Source organism: Phaeobacter sp. NW0010-22, from assembly GCF_040365955.1.
GTDB lineage: Bacteria > Pseudomonadota > Alphaproteobacteria > Rhodobacterales > Rhodobacteraceae > OMPR01.
The window spans coordinates 1-18,279 of record NZ_BAABWT010000005.1 but is presented as its reverse complement, the minus strand read 5'-3'; the positions used below and the strand labels follow the sequence as shown (position 1 = coordinate 18,279).

General features: G+C 51.5%; 14 protein-coding genes. 4 read left to right on the top strand and 10 right to left on the bottom strand.

Annotated features, from left to right (window positions below):
* Positions 1-2: 2 nt before the first annotated feature.
* Positions 3-1,616 carry a L,D-transpeptidase family protein gene (locus ABWV33_RS11885; protein ID WP_353330964.1) on the bottom strand — a complete coding sequence of 538 codons (1,614 nt, stop codon included), beginning with the start codon at positions 1,614-1,616 and terminating at the stop codon, positions 3-5.
* 369 nt (positions 1,617-1,985) lie between these two features.
* Between ABWV33_RS11885 and mepK the strand changes: the two genes are divergently transcribed.
* Positions 1,986-2,555 (top strand): peptidoglycan L,D-endopeptidase MepK, encoded by a 570-nt coding sequence (gene mepK / locus ABWV33_RS11880; protein WP_113824193.1) that lies wholly within the window; start codon positions 1,986-1,988, stop codon positions 2,553-2,555.
* Positions 2,556-2,748: 193 nt separating this feature from the next.
* On the opposite strand, the gene ABWV33_RS11875 is transcribed toward mepK, so the two are convergent.
* Positions 2,749-4,797 (bottom strand): ASKHA domain-containing protein, encoded by a 2,049-nt coding sequence (locus tag ABWV33_RS11875; protein ID WP_353330962.1) that lies wholly within the window; start codon positions 4,795-4,797, stop codon positions 2,749-2,751.
* A gap of 230 nt (positions 4,798-5,027) precedes the next feature.
* On the opposite strand from ABWV33_RS11875, the gene guaB reads away from it, so the two are divergent.
* On the top strand, positions 5,028-6,476 hold the full coding sequence (gene guaB / locus ABWV33_RS11870; RefSeq protein WP_113824191.1) for an IMP dehydrogenase: 1,449 nt from the start codon (positions 5,028-5,030) through the stop codon (positions 6,474-6,476).
* 44 nt (positions 6,477-6,520) lie between these two features.
* Here the strand turns inward: guaB and ABWV33_RS11865 are convergent, their stop codons facing one another.
* A complete protein-coding gene (locus ABWV33_RS11865) occupies positions 6,521-7,822 on the bottom strand; it encodes an MmgE/PrpD family protein (RefSeq protein WP_353330960.1) in 1,302 nt (433 codons plus the stop codon).
* Between the two features lie 36 nt (positions 7,823-7,858).
* Positions 7,859-8,302 (bottom strand): type II toxin-antitoxin system RatA family toxin, encoded by a 444-nt coding sequence (locus ABWV33_RS11860; protein ID WP_113824189.1) that lies wholly within the window; start codon positions 8,300-8,302, stop codon positions 7,859-7,861.
* A gap of 72 nt (positions 8,303-8,374) precedes the next feature.
* Between ABWV33_RS11860 and hpt the strand changes: the two genes are divergently transcribed.
* The gene (gene hpt, locus ABWV33_RS11855) at positions 8,375-8,923 is read left to right on the top strand and encodes a hypoxanthine phosphoribosyltransferase (RefSeq protein ID WP_164617245.1); all 549 of its coding nucleotides are present in this window, start codon (positions 8,375-8,377) and stop codon (positions 8,921-8,923) included.
* An 867-nt stretch (positions 8,924-9,790) separates the two neighbouring features.
* Here hpt and ABWV33_RS11850 read toward each other — a convergent pair.
* The gene (locus tag ABWV33_RS11850; protein ID WP_353330958.1) at positions 9,791-11,062 is read right to left on the bottom strand and encodes an AI-2E family transporter; all 1,272 of its coding nucleotides are present in this window, start codon (positions 11,060-11,062) and stop codon (positions 9,791-9,793) included.
* Between the two features lie 243 nt (positions 11,063-11,305).
* On the opposite strand from ABWV33_RS11850, the gene cls reads away from it, so the two are divergent.
* Positions 11,306-12,718, top strand: coding sequence for a cardiolipin synthase (gene cls, locus ABWV33_RS11845; protein WP_353330956.1), 1,413 nt, complete (start codon positions 11,306-11,308; stop codon positions 12,716-12,718).
* Here cls and ABWV33_RS11840 read toward each other — a convergent pair.
* The 5 genes from ABWV33_RS11840 to ABWV33_RS11820 form a co-directional block, all read right to left on the bottom strand.
* Positions 12,702-13,574: a mechanosensitive ion channel family protein gene (locus ABWV33_RS11840; protein ID WP_353330954.1), complete on the bottom strand. Its 873-nt coding sequence runs from the start codon at positions 13,572-13,574 to the stop codon at positions 12,702-12,704. The genes cls and ABWV33_RS11840 overlap by 17 nt on opposite strands.
* Before the next feature lie 599 nt (positions 13,575-14,173).
* A complete protein-coding gene (locus ABWV33_RS11835; RefSeq protein ID WP_353330952.1) occupies positions 14,174-15,910 on the bottom strand; it encodes a calcium-binding protein in 1,737 nt (578 codons plus the stop codon).
* Between the two features lie 209 nt (positions 15,911-16,119).
* Complete coding sequence (locus ABWV33_RS11830) at positions 16,120-16,230, bottom strand: hypothetical protein (protein WP_353331491.1); 111 nt, start codon at positions 16,228-16,230, stop codon at positions 16,120-16,122.
* Positions 16,231-16,247: 17 nt separating this feature from the next.
* Positions 16,248-16,553 carry an NHL repeat-containing protein gene (locus tag ABWV33_RS11825; RefSeq protein ID WP_353330950.1) on the bottom strand — a complete coding sequence of 102 codons (306 nt, stop codon included), beginning with the start codon at positions 16,551-16,553 and terminating at the stop codon, positions 16,248-16,250.
* 1,038 nt (positions 16,554-17,591) lie between these two features.
* Positions 17,592-18,279, bottom strand: a 688-nt coding sequence (locus tag ABWV33_RS11820; protein ID WP_353330948.1) for a calcium-binding protein, incomplete at its 5' end; no start/stop codon positions are given.

Here is an 18,279-nt window from a genome sequence, read left to right as displayed (position 1 = left end):
GCTTACCCCTGAACGGCGGACAGGGCCACCCCTGCACGGCGCATTGCATCCCAGATTTTTGCATCACGCCCATAGATGTCCTTGCGGAACTCGGCCTTGCCGGTATTCGTAACAACGGCTGTACGGTAAATAATATGAACGGGCAGCTTCTGTTTCAAAGGAACCTTGGTTTCGGTTCCGGTATTCAAGACACTGTGGAAATAGTCCTTGGGGTTCTCTTCCTGATGGGCCAGAAGAGCATACGCAAATTCAAACGGCTGCGACAAACGAATACACCCATGAGAGTACGCTCGAACTTCACGCGCAAAAAGGTGCTTTTGCGGTGTGTCGTGAAGATAGATGTTGTGCTTGTTTGGGAAGATAAACTTAACCAGGCCGAGCGCATTTCGCTTACTGGGCGGCTGACGCATAGAGAACGGAAATGTCTTTGCGGAGTAGTTTGAGAAATTTACTGCGCCCCGATTAACCCGTCGGCCTCGGCTGTCGGTGATTTCTATATGCGACACCGCATTTGGATTGGCCCGCAGTTTTGGCAGGTATTCTTTGGTGATGATCGAACGTGGGACGTACCAACTGGGGTTAATCACCATGTGTTCCATTTCATCAGAGAACTCAGGAGTCCGCCGACCTTCCATGTTCTTGCCGATGACAGACCGTGTCTGGAACGTGACGTATCCCTCATCAACGATCTGCGCGGAGAAATCCGTTTGGTTCACCAGAATGTGACGTTTGCCGCGTTCACGTGGCAACCACCGCTCTCGTTCAAGGGCAACGATCACCGACTTAAGGCGATCCGCGACGGATTTGTTGATCTCTTTGATTGTTCCAGTTCCGGCGACTCCATCCACTTCAAGCCCGTGCGATCTCTGAAAGGCTTCGACGGCCTTTTGCATAGAGGAATCGTATTGGGATGTTGCGGTACGATTCAGGTACCCCATCTCAATCAGTCGATTGCGTAACGCTATGACATCGCGCCCGGTATCCCCACTCTTCATTTTTCGAACAGGAACCGATGGCCCCCAACCACCCGCTGCGAGCAATTGTTCCAAAGATATTTTTTCTTTGAGCAACGCCCGGTATTGCGACGATGCGGGGGCCAACTGCCGTAGGTAAGCGCTTGGTTTCGCGTTGGCGAATTCACTGAGAAGAACGTTAGATTCCGGGCGAGTGATCTTGCGAACGATATCTTTGTCGATCGTAGACGGTTTGATAAAGCCGCTTTGCAGGTCTCTGGCATATTTAACAAAGATCTGGCTCAAGGCCGCTTCGACCTGCCCCAGATCACGTACGGACCGGACGTCTGCCATTTGCGCCTTGAGCGCTTCAACTTTGTAACGATCTTGTGGAAGCCCATGAAGATCAGCCAACGACAATGCGTTAAACAGTGCAGAACGGCGCTCCATCGATTCCGCGTCTTTTCCTGTCCAGATCGCTTTATAGCCACTGTCCCGATAAAAGGCGGAAACGCCTTCGTTTTCAGATGCAGCCTCTGCTACCGCTTGCTTAAACGCCGTTATTTGGGCTGAAACAGGCGCTGCTCCACTTAGAACCAACCAAGCAACACTCAGGAATTTTATCAAAGTTTTGCCAGATGGCTGGACGAATCGGGGAATCATAGGAATTTCCTTGGAAGAGGCGCAAAGCTATAAGGGTCGAATATCCAACCCATTTTGTGAAAAATCACGGGGAAAAGTCTACTCACAAATCCATGAGGGCCTAATTTTTCAAGGCCGATGAGATTTACAGGCGTGCCTTTCGGATCCTTTGAGGCCTCTCGCGATTGAGTGGATTTTTCTCGTTTTCAGCGAAAAAATCGCATTTGCGCAAGTTCCTGCCGAAAATTCCCCCTAATTTGAACCACCGACAAACACTTCTTGGCGTGAGAATCGACCTGTGGCATACACAGCACATCCGGGGATGGATATTAACCAATGCGCACGTAACATCGAGCGCAGGCAGGACGACATACGGGACGGACGCAGGAAATGACAGAAATTTGCTCATCGGGCTTGACCCGGCGCGCGCTACTTGGAGCATTCGCAGCAACAGCTGTAATCGCCGCGCCTACTTATTCCAACGCAGCAGGCTTTCTTCGCGGAGGTGGCGACATTCGCCGCATCCGGATGTATTCGGGGCGCACCGGGGAGCGCATCGATATGGTGTATTGGATCGACGGAAAGTATATCAAAGACGCTGTGAAAGAAGTGAACCACTTCATGCGGGATTGGCGAACGGATCAGGTCAAAGGCATCGATCTTCGCACAATTGACATCATGGCTGCATCTCACAACCTGATGGATATCAGCGAACCCTACATGATGTTGTCGGGGTATCGTAGCCCAAAAACCAATGCCATGTTGCGCCGTCGGTCGCGTGGGGTCGCAAAAAACTCACTTCATATGCAAGGTAAGGCGGCTGACCTTAGGTTGTCTTCCCGGTCGGTAAGCCAGATCGCAAGAGCCGCGTCTTCGTGCCGTGCAGGTGGTGTGGGCCGGTATTCGAGTTCTAATTTCGTACACATGGATTGTGGCGAAGTACGGAACTGGGGCCGCTGATTCCGAGTTTCTAATACAACGGACCTTTTTGAAAGCTTGCGTATCTTACGCAGGCTTTTTCTTTGATTCTGAAGGCATCTCAATCTTGTAGCGGATTAGATGACCAAAGATTGCCCTGAGCATTCAAAACACCCAGCAGTGAGCCGCTTGTCCTGCCAACATAAGGGTGACAGGACACATGTTATAGAAAGGGTTAACCCCGGCGCCGACGTCGACGTCCACCCGAGGTCGAATCTGATTCACCGCCAGTATTGAAAGTAAGATCTGGTAAGCTGACGATTTTGGATAGCTCAGGAAACGGGTCCGTCTTGTGCGGAATCGCATTCGCTGCAACGAAGTGTTCCTGGAACTTTGGTTCAATCGCAGTCTCAACCTTAGTGATCTCGCCAACTACACGCTCAATCTCGACCCGGGCTGCAACATTGCACAGTGCAATGCGTGCGCCTGTACCCGCAGCATTCCCAGCACTGGATACGTTTTCAAGCGGTGCGTCCGGGATCATGCCCAAAACCATCGCATGTTTTGTAGAGATATGCGCGCCAAAGGCGCCGGCCAAAACAACTCGATCAACCTTGTCGACCTTCATTTCATCCATCAACAACCGTGCCCCTGCATAGAGCGCTGATTTCGCCAACTGAATCGCCCGAATATCGCCCTGAGTCACTGTGATACGCGGCCCCCCTACGGCGGTAGCATCATGGATCAGATAGGAATGGGTGCGCCCTTCGGGAACCATTCGTTCCGTTCCAGTCTGCGCAGCGGACCCGAGCAAGCCAGATGAATCAAGCAGGCCCGCAATGCGCAATTCAGCGACCGCCTCAATGATACCAGATCCACAAATGCCAGTGATGCCAGTTGTTGCGATAACCGCATCAAAACCATCTTCGTTGGACCAGATGTCCGAACCAATCACGCGGAACCGCGGTTCTTTGGTGGCGGGGTCAATTTCAATCCGTTCGATCGCGCCGGGCGCGGCGCGCTGGCCAGAGCTGATCTGGGCACCCTCAAACGCTGGCCCTGTTGGGGACGAACACGCCAGTACACGAGAGGTGTCACCAAGCAGGATTTCAGCATTGGTTCCCACATCAACTATCAAAACCAAGTCTTTGGATTTACCGGGTTCTTCGCTTAGCGCTACAGCCGCAGCATCCGCCCCAACGTGACCCGCGATGCAGGGCAGAATGTACACCTGTGCCCGATCATTCATGGTCGTCAAATCAAGGTCGCGCGCGTCCAGTGACATGCTTTGAGACGTTGCCAGCGCAAACGGTGCCTGTCCCAATTCAACCGGATCCAAGCCCAACAGCAGATGGTGCATTACCGGATTACAGACAAACACGGTTTCGACGATCAGGTTGGGATCGATATTCCCTTCTTCGGCAATGCCCTTGGTCAGATCATCGATCGCCTCGCGCACCGCTCGGGTCATTTCTTTGTCGCCGCCCGGATTCATCATTGCGTACGAGACGCGGCTCATTAAATCCTCACCAAAACGGATCTGCGGGTTCATCAATCCCGACGATGCAGTAACTTCTCCTGTTTCCAGATCCGTCAGGTGGGCGGCAATTGTTGTAGACCCCAAATCAATCGCCAGCCCATAAAGCCCGCCTTCGTGCAGGCCCGGCCAGATTTCGGTGATACTGGCGGTTGCACCCGAATGGCTTTTGTGGACAGCCACTGTCACCTGCCATTTGCCCTTACGCAAGGCAGGCTGCAGTTTTGACATCAGCGACAAATCGGCTGTGATCGCCGGGATATCCCACTGATCCTTGAGGGCGCGTTCCAAGCGTTCCAAATCACCCGTTGGCGAATGCATGTCAGGCTCTTCGACCTCGACAAAGTACAGCCGCGTTGCAGGGTCCATCGTAATGGCACGCGCGGCGGCTGCTTTGCGTACCACTTGACGATGGACTTGGCTTTCTGGGGGAACATCAATCACGATATCGCCCAAAACAGTTGCCTGACACCCCAACCGACGCCCAGCCTTGAGCCCTCGTTTATCCTCGTAGCGCTGCTCCACCGCGTTCCAGTCCGACAGCGCACCTTCTGTTGCGGTGACACCGTGCTTGGGGAATTCACCATAAGACGGAGTAATCTGACATTTGGAACAAATTCCGCGCCCGCCACAGACCGAGTCCAAATCAACGCCTAACTGGCGTGCTGCGGTCAGAATCGGCGTACCGACGGGAAAGTTCCCGCGTTTGCCGGATGGGGTGAAGACGACAAGAGGATCGGTTGTCATGCGGGGACTGCCTTTGGTGTTGCGCGTTTCGTCGCAAGATATGGGTTTCGACAGAAAGGGAAAGGCCAGAGAACGGCACGTTGATTGTTCATGGCGTCGTTTTTCGCGATTGCGGAACAAATTCGTCCAAAATCACCCGTGAATCACTCTATGCGCTTGGGGGCTTTCCCCTGCTGGCAATCCATGCGATAGGGTGGCCGTCAAACGGGCTTATGCATAGGGGTTACTAGATGCAGATTCGTGAGGCACTCACCTTTGATGATGTTCTATTGGTACCGGCGGCCTCGTCGGTCTTGCCGTCGACGGCGGATACCAGCACGCAAGTGACGCGTGCAATTACCATGAACATCCCGCTGCTCAGCTCGGCCATGGACACCGTGACCGAAGCAAGAATGGCGATCGCAATGGCTCAGGCCGGTGGTATCGGTGTGATCCACAAAAACCTGGATCTGGTAGAACAATCCAAAGAAGTTCGCCGGGTTAAGCGGTTTGAATCCGGGATCGTCTACAACCCGATCACGCTGACAGCGGATCAAACCCTTGCGGATGCCAAAGCCCTGCAAGAACGTTATCGTGTCACCGGCTTCCCCGTGGTGGATGAGACCGGTCGTGTTGTGGGGATCGTTACAAACCGCGATATGCGCTTTGCCAGCGATGATGACACGCCCGTTCGTGTCATGATGACGTCCGACAATCTCGCTATGTTGCAGGAACCTGCCGAGCTGGAAGAGGCCAAAAGCCTGATGCGCGCGCGTCGGATTGAAAAGCTGCTTGTCACCGATGGTGAAGGCAAGCTGACAGGCCTTCTGACCCTCAAGGACACCGAACAGGCGGTTCTAAACCCAACAGCATGCAAAGACCATTTGGGCCGTCTGCGGGTCGCTGCTGCATCCTCTGTTGGGGATTCAGGGTTTGCCCGGACCGAGGCGTTGATTGACGCCGGTGTTGATATCGTTGTGATCGATACGGCGCATGGGCATTCCGCTGGTGTTATAGAAGCTGTCAAACGTGCACGCGCCCTGCCCGGCGATACTCAGATCATTGCTGGCAACGTTGCCACGGCTCGCGCAACGCAGGCCTTGATCGACGCCGGAGCGGATGCGGTAAAAGTTGGTATCGGACCCGGATCAATCTGTACCACACGTATGGTTGCCGGTGTCGGTGTTCCTCAGCTCACTGCGATCATGGATTGCGCCTCGGCTGCTGGTGATATTCCGATTATTGCGGATGGTGGTATCAAATTCTCTGGCGACTTTGCTAAAGCCATCGCGGCGGGTGCATCCTGCGCTATGGTCGGTTCGATGATTGCGGGTACTGACGAAAGCCCCGGCGAGGTGATCCTGTACCAAGGCCGGTCGTTCAAATCGTATCGCGGCATGGGGTCTTTGGGTGCAATGGCACGCGGATCTGCAGACAGATATTTCCAAAAGGATGCCGCAAGCGACAAACTAGTTCCCGAGGGTATCGAAGGTCAAGTTGCCTACAAAGGCACGGCAGGCGCCGTCATTCACCAGCTGGTTGGCGGTCTGCGCGCGGCTATGGGATACACTGGGTGTGCAACCGTGGATGAGATGCGCCGCAACTGTGAGTTCGTCAAAATTACGGGTGCCGGCTTGAAAGAAAGCCACGTGCACGACGTTCAGATCACCCGAGAATCTCCGAACTATCGGATTGGGTAAAACCAAAGTTCAGGGGCCGGTTCCAAATGAATCGGCCCTTTCACTCAAGATGTGACCGTTAGGTATTTGGCCAACCCATGTGCGCTGCCACCGCTTTGTAACATCGCCCAAATTTCGTCTGCCATCTGGTTTCCAATCAACAGCTTGGCTTTACGCCGCACACGATCTTCGCGATCCGAAAGCGACAGCGGCGATTGCAAATCGTGATGCGCCTCTAACCGCGCACCATCCCGACGTAGGATGGTCAGTTTTGCTTCTGTTTCAGATAGGCTTTCATCAGCTTCTACTTTGATCCTATCCCTGAGCCGGATCAGACGCGGATCTGCACAAACGTTGTCTGAATAACTCTCCAGCTTAGCGGTGTCGTACCCAATGGCGCGCATCGCCAAGACTGTGCGATATGAGAACTTGGCCCCCAATCCGGTGGTCGGCGCAATCTGATTGCAAACGCTCATCCAGCGTGGGCTTGTTTTCACTTGGATTTCAGCGACTTCTGGTTCTGCGATATCCAACGTCCGGGCGGCTTCCAAGGCAGCATGTAGCCCATGACAACAGGCATGGAATTTGTGACTGACAGATTCAAACAGCCATTCATCTCCAATACCGTCAAGTCCAGCTTGCACGTCTTGCTGACCATGGTGCGTTGCGCCAAATCCAAACGCCCCCTCTAGTGCCTCGGGCTGTGAAACAAAGCCGCGTTTGATCAATTCCGTTGCTTCGACCCCGGCCGATGCGGCAAGGCCTGCGTTATAGGGTTTGCCCATGGTTCCAAACTGCACCTTTAGGCCAGCTGCACGGGTAGCGGTCAGACCCAGAACCATCTGAATTTCTTCGCTATTCAAACCGGCTAAACGCGCCGCAGCAGCCGCGGCGCCAAACGCCCCAGCCGTTGCGGTTTGATGAAATCCGGTTTGATAATGATCCCGACCCAGCCACAACCCAACGCGGACAGAGACCTCCATCCCAACTAAAGCGGCCTCAAGCACATCAACAAGAGGTTTGTTGTGCACCTGTCCCATAGCCAAAGCCGCAGGAAAAACGGCAACGGATGGATGACCGATATGGGCGAAATGAGTGTCGTCATAGTCCAACGCGTGCGACGTGGTTCCGTTCACCAAGGCAGCAGAGCGAGCTGGTGCAGCCCCTGCCCCAAACAACGTTGACTGGCCCGCCCCGGATTCTCCTAAAACCATATCATGTGTAATCTGGGATACGGGTTCCTTCACGCCTGCTCGCCCGACCGAAATCCAATCAAGCGCAGACAAAGCAGTTACCAAACGAGCGGCGGCTGTGGTGGTTACGGGGCCGGCTGTAAATGCGGCCAACGAACTAGAAAACTGTGTCATGCGGGCAGTCTAACGCCCATATCCGGGCGGTAAAGCTTATCCGTACAGATCAGCTGCGCGATTTTCAAACGCGCGTACGATGCGGTGCATGGCTTCGTTGAAAACAACGCCGATAATGCCCTGCAAAATGGCATTCTTGAACTCAAAATCCACGAAGAAGGAAACGTCACACCCCTGCTCTGTATCCACAAAACTCCAGGTGGATTTCATGTACTTAAACGGACCGTCCAGATATTCGGTATCCACCTTCAGATCGTTTGGAAACAGAACCACCCGACTGCCAAAGCGTTCGCGGAACACTTTAAACGAAATTATCAAATCCGCTTCCATCATCGTGGCATCGCCCTGAGGCACTGTGCGCCGTATGCGGGCTGCGGCACACCACGGTAAAAATTGCGGATACTTGGCGACGTCAGCGACCAGATCGTACATTTGCTGAGCGGTGTACGGCAGCGGTCTGGTTTCTGAATGGGTGGGCATAGGGGCCTGCATTATTGGGTGACAATGGCGCGTCATGTCGTATGTTGCGCGCGAAAGATCAAGGGGGCAGCGATGAGCGACCGCGCATATGTGATAGATACAATGATCTCAGCCAAGGCCATTGCGGCCCGGATCGAAGAGTTGTGTCGTGAAATTGTGAATGAATTTGGTGGCACCGACAAGCTTGTTGTTGTGGGTCTTTTGCGCGGTAGTTTTGTGTTCATCGCTGATCTCGTCCGCGAACTAGACCTGCCGATCGAAGTAGATTTTCTGGAAGCATCATCCTATGGTGATACCATGGAAAGTAGCAGGGAAGTTCGCATTCTCAAAGACTTGCGTGGCGCAATTGAAGGTCGTGACGTGCTGGTTGTTGAAGATATCGTTGACACCGGACACACCCTGAACCACGTGACCCAACTACTGCAAAGCCGCAATCCCAAGCGTCTGAAGTCTATTGCCCTGCTGGATAAACCCAGCCGGCGCGAGGTTGATTTCAGATCTGATTGGATCGGTTTTGAAATCCCTGATGAATTTGTTGTGGGGTATGGAATTGATTACGCACAGCGCAACCGAAACCTGCCGTTCATCGGCAAGGTACGATTTGTCGCGGATGCAGAATAACCCCCAAATCCCTGAGGGTGATATCGGTGCACCTTACGTGCACCCCCCGTGCACCGCTGCGGCGCAGCAATGGTGTTTCTCATGAACATGCGCCATTTTCTGCGAATGTCGCGCTGGGCGCGAAATCCACCATCGGAAAAGAAAGTATTAATGGTATTCGCCATCATCGCTTTTTGCCTGATCCTGTTCGGAATCGAATACGCCGGTTTCTGGCCAGACTGGGCCAAAACCAACTCCTTGAAACCCTGACACGGAGTCAGAACGACGAAGGGTGACCCAGCTCATTAGTCAAATGGCAATGCTGAGTTGTGAGGCCCGTGCGAGGAAGATTCCAAGCGCAGGAAATGAGCCTGATGCAGTATCGAATTCGCGAAAGCGGAACCCAGGCCTGGTAACTTGAAGAAAAAGTTTGGCGAGTTGCCGTTGGATTACCTGAGACCTACGATGGGCTATCGAGCCCAAAAGTTGATCACGCACTATTTGCTTGCGTTTGTTCCGTAATCAACCTTGACGATGGCCTTCGTTGGAATTGCCGTTCTGATCGGCCTGATCCTGTCGAATCTCGCCTTATTCTTTATGTTAAAGTCTAGGTAGATTTCGCTGGTTGCTAACCACACCAGTGTTGGGGAAGAATGTGTTCCCGCAGTTGAAGTCTGTGAGATGGCGATTTCCGATATCGAGGGTGTGTTGGAATACTTGGCAAAACTCCATGAAGTTATCAATAAATCAAGGACTTGACGACCAGTCCTTAGGATCCCTTTCGACTTTTGGGGTGTCGGTTCTGACTACAGTATTTTCGGATATGAAAGGAAAGTAGGCTACTTTGAACGTCGAGAAGGAAACAAATTTTTACCCTTTAAAGAACGTCTAATTGGAGGACCCTCTCGGAGATTTTCGCGCCTTTTGGCGCGTTTTCTTTCTTTCAATAAGCTCCTGCTTTATGGCAATAAGCTCCGGATCCTCGTCGATAGGCTCTTTGCTCCCAAACGCGGTTTGCTCTCTCAAGCCGGGCGCTATTTCTGGTGACCTAGAACCGCCCGATAGATCAGAGGCAGTGGCCGGATCATCAGGTAAAATTCCGTCACTGGACAACAACTTAGCAAACGGCCGAAGCCCCGGGATTTGCGAGCAGATGATCATAATCACCACAGTAAGAGGAACCGCGATAAAAGCGCCTACCCCGCCCCACATCATGCCCCAGAATGTCAGAGCGAGCATTACAAAAAAGGTACTGAGATTGAGTGACTTCCCCTGAAGGCGGGGTTGCACGATGTTTCCGATGATTGCGTCCCCACCGCCATAGACAACGACGACGATCAGTGCGGGCGTTAGGGTGTCAAACTGAAGGAATGCTACGAGCGTCGGGAACAATACAGCGAGGAATGAACCGATATTTGGTATGAAATTTAGCAAGAAGACGCTGAACGCGAGAAAAATTGCAAAATCCACGCCAAGAAATTTGAGAACAATAAAGGCGAGCGTTCCGCTCATCGCACTGGTTGCGGCGTTGATCCACATGTACTGACGCACACCCGCAGAGATAGCATCCAAGATGTCTTTCACGCGCTGTGCCTGCTCTGTCGTGTTACACAAGCGAGGCAGTTTTTCGGTAAACGCCCCACGCTCGGCCAACATGAAGGCCAGATACATCAGGATCAATCCGACGTTGCCAGCAACACTTGCTGTAGACGACGCAAATCCGGTTAACAGGCCCTCGACATCGAAGTTTTCAATGGAGGTTTCGGCGGCAGTCAGGTTTTCAGAGCCTATGAAGCCCTGCAGTTGAACCCTGATTTGCGCCAACCTTTCGGTGTATTTTGGCAGTTCGGTTTGAAACGCCTCAGCCTGTGATGCAACGCTGTATCCCAACAATAAGAGAAGCGCGAAAATCAGGGCAGTCGCACCAATATAGGCCACCCAGCGTGGTACGTTTCGTCCGGCGAAAGTCGCCGAGTTCAGGCGATCGATTAGCGCCATGTTCAAAATGAAGAGAAGCGTCGCAAGCGCAACCGGCATTAAAAAGTCCCGACCAAACCAGAGCAATCCGAGAAGAATAGGAAGGGTCACAATCGTAAGAAACCATGTTGGAGTCCACGCAACCGGTACAGGCGAATGGGCCTGCTCATCTGTTTTGGTCATCGAATACTCCCCCTACCAAATAGTGTGGCTCCCATTTGGTTTTGCAAATGCATCGTACAGGTCAGTCGAGTAAGGTCGAGAATTTTTGTGAATGTGCCTACCCAAAGCGACAAAAATGCAGTGAACAGGGTTTAATCTGAAACCGAACAGACCTTGCGTGGAGCGAGTTTCAAAACACTTATGAGAATTTCATTTTATGCACTAGCCTGTCGAAAGTAAGATCACTTTCGATATGAGGTTTCATTGTCTTTTCAAATAGGTCTGTTTCTCTTTTTACTGCTAGAAGCTGCTGCTGTGTATTGTGCAGTCTTAGCGGTTCGGCATGCGCGAACACCACAAGGGTCGGTCGCTTGGGTCGCCTTTTTGCTAGCGGCCCCTTATGTGGCAGTTCCGGCATTTCTATTTCTGGGCAGTTTCCACTTTGAGGGCTACCTGACGGGGCGTCGGGATAGTGACGAAGTCATCAGTGGGCTGAAGACCTTTAAGGAAAAGTTCCCTCCAAGAATTGAAGACAATGCCGGAATATACGCGGCTCTTGAGAAAATTGGTGACATACCGGTTGGTTCAGGGAACGATATGGACCTGCTGATCGATGGTCAGGAAACGTTCTCTGCGATTTTTGATGCGATTGCCGCCGCCCAAGATTATGTGCTCGTACAGTCCTACATCATTAATGATGACAAAGTTGGTGGAAGACTGCGGGATGTTCTGTTGGATCGTGCGCGCAATCGTGTGAAGGTTCGCCTGATCTACGACGCCGTTGGTTGCATCAAACTACCCAAACCTTATCTCGACAGCCTTTCTGCCGGGGGTGTTGAGGTTGTTAATGCGCATGCAAGAGGAGGACCCAAGAGCCGGTTTCAAATCAATTTCAGAAACCATAGGAAAACGGTCGTTGTTGACGGGAAAGTCGGATTTACCGGCGGATTGAACATGGGCGACGAGTACATGGGCGAAAATCCAAAGTTTGGCCTTTGGCGCGATACTCATGCTCGGTTAACCGGCCCTGTTGTCCAGCAACTACAGCTCATCTTTGTTGAAGATTGGCACTGGGCCACAAAAGAGAGCCTAATTGCTTCGTTGAATTGGGATATCGAAGTTGCTGATGCCAACAGAGACGGTGTTATGTTGGCCACTGGCCCGGGGGACGTATTTGACACCGGCAGTTTTTACTTTTGCAGCTTGATCAATGCTGCAACCAGTCGGCTCTGGATTGCGTCACCTTACTTTGTCCCGGAAACAGATATTCTTACATGCCTTAAACTGGCGGCCATGCGTGGCGTTGACGTGAAGGTTTTGACGCCAGAAGTGGTCGACCATCAGATCCCCTGGCTTGCGGCACTAGCATACTTTGACGAGGTCATGGAGGCGGGCGTAGAGGTCTGGAGGTACAACGAAGGGTTCATGCACCAGAAAGTCATTTTGGTAGATGATATGATATCCTCGATCGGCACAACCAATCTGGACAATCGCTCCTGCCGCTTGAATTTTGAAGAGACCGCCATCGTTTTTGGTGAAGAAACTGCTGAAAAAACGGCGGCAATGTTCGAAGCTGATTTCAAGCGATCATTCCGTTTGACCCAGTCCGTGTCAGATCGAAATTTCAAACAGCGGCACGGTGCGCCTTTGGCTCGCCTGTTCAGCCCTTTGCTTTGAGGCTCTCAAAATCCAAAGTGGGGTCGACCTTTAGGGTCTGCGTTGGATAAGCCAATGCCGTGTTGGCATCCCTCGTAATTTTCAAAATAGCTAGGGTCAATCGTTCGGAAACCGCAAGGTACTCTTCATAATCCGGTCCGTTCGTCCAGATATAGATCAGGATATCAACAGAGCTCGGCCCCAAGTCCCCAACATAAACATAGTTAGGAGCGTCTTCGTCCAAATAGAAATCTCCGGACGTTGTGCAATAGTTCCTGAGCGCATCCCGGACGGTTTCGATTTGTTCCTGTGTTGCGGACAGCACCAATGGCACTTTTAGCATGATCCGCCGGTGTTTTCGCGCCGAGTAGTTCAGAACAATGGAGTTCGACAAATCAGAATTGGGGATATAGCGGGGAATTTGATCGAAACCGACGATCAGTGTCGATCTCAAATCGATGCGTTTCACTGTCCCGACAAACTGTCCTTCAATCTGAATGGCATCACCTGTTTCAAACCGCTTTTCGCTGATATTTGTCATTCCCGCGACCAGGTTTCTAATCAGATCCTGAGTGGCGATGGCTAACCCTGCACCAAGGACACCCACACCTGTCAACGCTCCGGTAATGTCTATCTGCCAGACTTTCAAAAGCGATGTCAGACCGAAAAGCAAGATCGCAAATTGGGTCAAACGTTGTATCCAATCAGCTTCAACCGCAATGCGTTGAGAGTTTTCGCTTCTTAACAAAGAGGCAAATGGCCCGCTTAGTTGAAACCAAGCGCCAAAGATCGCGATTGTGGCAATGGATGCGAGAACCCGGTCAAGAAAGACTTTGCCAACACCATCGGAAACCAGATTTTCACTGGCCGCAAACACCGCGAACGTGACAACCAGGATTTGAGCAGCAGTTCGAAATTACTGGGCCACTTCGTCAGATAATTCCACCTGAAACCGCTTAAGCAGAACCCGCATTGCTGACAAGCAGAGTGCAGAAAACCATCGCCTGAAAAGGAAAACCAGAAGGACAAAAGCCAAAGGCCAAAATAGGGCTTCAAACGTAAAAGAAGTCATCCAGCTTTGGAAGCCGTTTGTAACCTCTGTCACAAAAGAAGAGATCGTTCCGCTGGAGTTCTCCACTAGGTCGCCTCAAGTTAAGGTATTTGGCACAATTCGTTGCACGTGAAAATTGCTTTGACCAGCCTTTCTGTGTGGCGGCCCCCGGTGATAGTAGTGCAATGCAAATGAGTTTTCCAAGTTTGGAGTTTGTGGCCTGTGATCCGAAAACAGTCTTACAACGTCTGTTCCAGCAGTGCCTAACTATTCGAGCGATGCAGAAGAATTTTCGCTCCAAATTGAAAAATGACATACTTTTCAAACAATATCTTGCAGGAAACCACGGTTCGTTTGTCTACAATAGTGCCAGATTTAGCTTGGATAGATCTGGTCACTTCGAAAGAACCGCTTTCTGCACATCGCTACTCTTGATACTGACCGCAGCACTGGAAATATTCGACATTCCCCACATCGTCCACGCCATCTGCACCGGACACGGTTACCTCGGTGGCCGTGGTCCGCGTTAATGTGTAGTCAGCCCGATTGCCGGAAAACAGTGCGTAATCCGAGCCCGCGCCGCCATTGATCGTGTCGTTGCCGCCACCCGGAGTAATCCAATCAGCCCCACCTAACCCGCTAATCTGTTCTGAGGCCGCAGATCCTTTTACGTTCTCGGAGGTGTCCGTACCGGTCACCGTTGCATCTTGGGCCACGGCAGCAAGTGCGGCGTAGTCAAGTGTCCCACCAAAAAACTGAACAGACTCTACGTCGCTGCGAGTGACATCATTGCCTTGCTCCGATGTGATCCGAACACCATTCGAATTGTTATAAATTTCGGCGTCGGTACTGACTGTGACGATAATCGTCAAATCCTCGCTATCGCCACCGATCAATGTATCATCACCCAACCCACCCAACATCTGGTCGCCGCCCAATCCACCCAACACGTGATCGCGCGCCAGAGACCCTATTGTTTTGGTAAATTGATCACCCGCAGCTATGCGGACCTTATCATCACTATTTCCACCATGGATCACTGTCTCCATACTGTTCGACAGATCCACTTTCGTAATCTCTCCAAATTGAATTTCCAGGATACGATTGTGGACGTTCACGACCCTGTGGCTGAGCTGCAGTCCTCCCCCCCACTCACGGAATTGTTGCCCGGACACGATTATGTGCCCGGCTTTGATCGCCAACGATTCGATGTTTCTGATATCGTGAGATCGCAGGTCTCTGCGAGACGCACTAGAAGAATGCAAAATCAGAGAATCCAGACCATCTCCACTGTCATAAACACCCGGCAATGCGGTCGAGATAGACACATGAAGCCTGTCATCACCTTCGCCACCTCGCAACGTGTCATTTCCGCCTGTCGAAAATATGTACTCATTACCTGCAGCGCCTATCAGCCGAGATGGTCCTTCAACCTCAATATCGTTTATCATCAGAGAAAAAGTTTGCTCGCCTAAAACATCCTCTGGGTTTCCCGCGCGATGGCCAGAGACAACGAAGCCAATCGGACCGGCGTCCCTCCCATATTCATAGTCGATATTGGTGCCGGATCGTAGGACAAGTTCGAATGTGTCAGATTCAACGGTCGTGCCCATTCCAAAGCGTTCATCCGAAACTGACAACTCCTTGTTCCGCCGCAAAATATCCGTCGCTGTAAATCTAAAGGTCACAAACTCGGTTGCATAATAGCCTTCATCAATCGCCATGGCGTTCAGGTCATCCGCTATCAATCTTTCAACGTTGTTACCGTGGATTGAAACGCTTGTGGCTCCGCTGGTGTGTAAGTCACCGCCGCTACCTTGATTACCCATGTTGCCGTCGTTGAACGTCCAATCGAAAAAGAAAGTTTTTGGACGGCTTAATGCTGTATTGACGTAAGCTATGGTATACACCACCTCGTGAACCGGAGCGGTGGGCGGGGTCACGCCGCCAGTTCCGGTGAATTCAAATTTCAATTGGCCGCCAGAGTTAGAAAATTTTGCGAAGGTATTCTCGTCGTTTAAGAGAGAATTTCCGGGAACCGAAAATGTACTGGACTGGTTCAGTTTGAAATTAAATTCGTCCCGCGCATCACGACCGTCCAAACCTCCAAGTGTTAGGAATGCACCGTCAAAGTCCCCTGCGCCATCGTTCAGTGCTGACAACTCTTCGTCAAATACACCTGCCGTGTTTAACAGGAGAATAGGGGTGTCGTTTCGAAGTGTAACAATGGAATCGACTGTAATAGCCTTTGAAAATGAGTGATCGAACAGACCGTTCTTGGTCAGAAAAAAATACCTCGGGTACCCGCGACAACGATGCTTCCGTCATCCAGCAACTGGGCCGATCCATCTTCTGCGTTTCGAACAACAGTTCAGCCATTCTCACCAAAAGCGGTGTCCAGTGTTCCACCGGGTTTGTAGCGAACTGTGACAGCATCCAATTGGTTGATATCTGAATTCTGGCGATTTCCGAGGACGACAATTTTACCATCATCCTAGATCAGAACTTCCAGACCGTTGTCACCGGCTGTTCCGACAGGTGTTTTATATACCCGGTCCGATCTGCGCCTAAATTTGTATCCAGCGACCCATCCGCATTCAGACGTACAACGACAAAATCTCGGTCGGCTTCTCCGGCCAGATAGATTTCACCATTAGCGCCACCATCTACAGTATGAGGGGATTGCTCGAATGCATTGAAAAGGATGTTCACACGGTCGTTGGTTCCAAAGCCAATGTCTAAAATACCGGCATCGGTCATTTTGGTCAGTGAAAGCCTTTTGTTGCCTTCCATAACCAAAAGCACGCCGCCGTCTGCAAGCGCCTCACCTTCGCGGATCGTTGTGCTCGCATCTGTAAGCGGGGATGAAAATTTCTAGTCCATAGAGCCATCTGCAAGATACCGATAAACCCTGTAGCTCGTCGCATCCAACACGCGAGGCTTTAAACCCAAAGCATACACTATTTGCCTCGCTTCGCTTAGTGCCAACTCTTGGGCCCCTTTAGCGACCGGATGTGGTCGTTGTTGCGTCTAGTAGGAGCGATTTCGACGTGCGACGAGCGTGACAAAAGACAGGTTTCTTCCGATTATTCTAGCGCTAAGAAGGCACCTTAAGTGGAACACGATCATGACGTGCTAATCGACGCAGAAAACCATCGAAAATTTTTTAACAGCATCGTGGATGCGTCCAACTGCGGAGAAAAATGAATGCTTAATTCGTCTCGGTCCAAGCCATAGGTGTTAATGAGACCATCATCCTTACTGCTGACCTTAGGGAAAAATCTATTGGTCAAGCGTACGTTCAGATTGCACAGTCTGGAGAGTTGGGAAGCCTAAGTGGAGCGCGAATACTCCGTCCGGTGTCTTGCCCGAGTTCGGTGAGAAACGGTCAATCGCCTTAATAGGAATAATGAACAACATCCCAACCGATGAGTGCAAGTATTCGCGCTAAGCTCAGGCTAAAGGCAGCCTCATTGCACCCCTAGAAACTAATGGACGACTATGTCTAACGGGATACGCCGGTCTATGAAACGGCAGCTTCTGTCGGTTTCATCGGTGCCAATTAGAATGATGCAATTTCGGCTTCCGAAGCAAAGAAAATTGCCAAGTTTGCCCTGAACATTTCTGTTGACCTGCATCAGCATGAACCATGCCATCGTCATGATGGGGAAACATTTTTACTAAAAGCTTCCGAATGGAACTATCCCAGATGAAGAGGTTACCCCAATTCACCTCACTAATGGTGACGGCACGCAATGACTCTGCAACTGCACTGGTTGAATCGCAAATACCACGGACACAATTTTTGGACTTGTCCAATTCGCGACAGCGTAACGCTTGGGTTTACACAATAACAAAATCATTGTTCGAAAGCGTCAAACCCGCGGAAAGCGACGCGAACTGAATGGCGTCCGCTCCTCCTACTCCGTCCACATCGTAGAGCAATCCACCGTCATTAACATCATAAATGACACGGTCCAAAGCATCTACCGCTTGCCCAGCAACATTGGCGACGAAACTGCTTGCTCCCAAGGTGCCTAGGGACAGCGCAGAGAAGACCGCATCTTCCAATTCAAATTGGTCATCTGCTACGTTGAAATCGAGAACCGTATCGACGTTTCCGGCCCCCAAAGAACTGGAGAACGCAAAGGTATCGCTGCCACCCAATCCTCGGAGAATATCGGTACCATCTTTGCCGTCTATGCGGTTGTCACCCGTATTGCCGATGATCGTTTGCGCCAGCTCATTCCCCGTAAGCCCAATGTCACTGGTGCCGCTTGAACTATTGGTTTGAAGATACTCAACGTGGGAAGAGGCCATCAGAGCGTAGTTGACAGAAGTGTAAACTTTGTCAGTGCCTTGCCCGGAACTTTCAACGACAGAATCTGCAGTATTGTAGACTCGGTACTTGTCATCGCCTTGCATCCCCCTCATGAAATCGGCCGCACCGCCTCCAGTCTTCAGGTAGTTTTCACCCGCATTCCCCAGAAGGTATTGCGCCAGCTCGTTGCCGGTCAAATCAATATCAGCT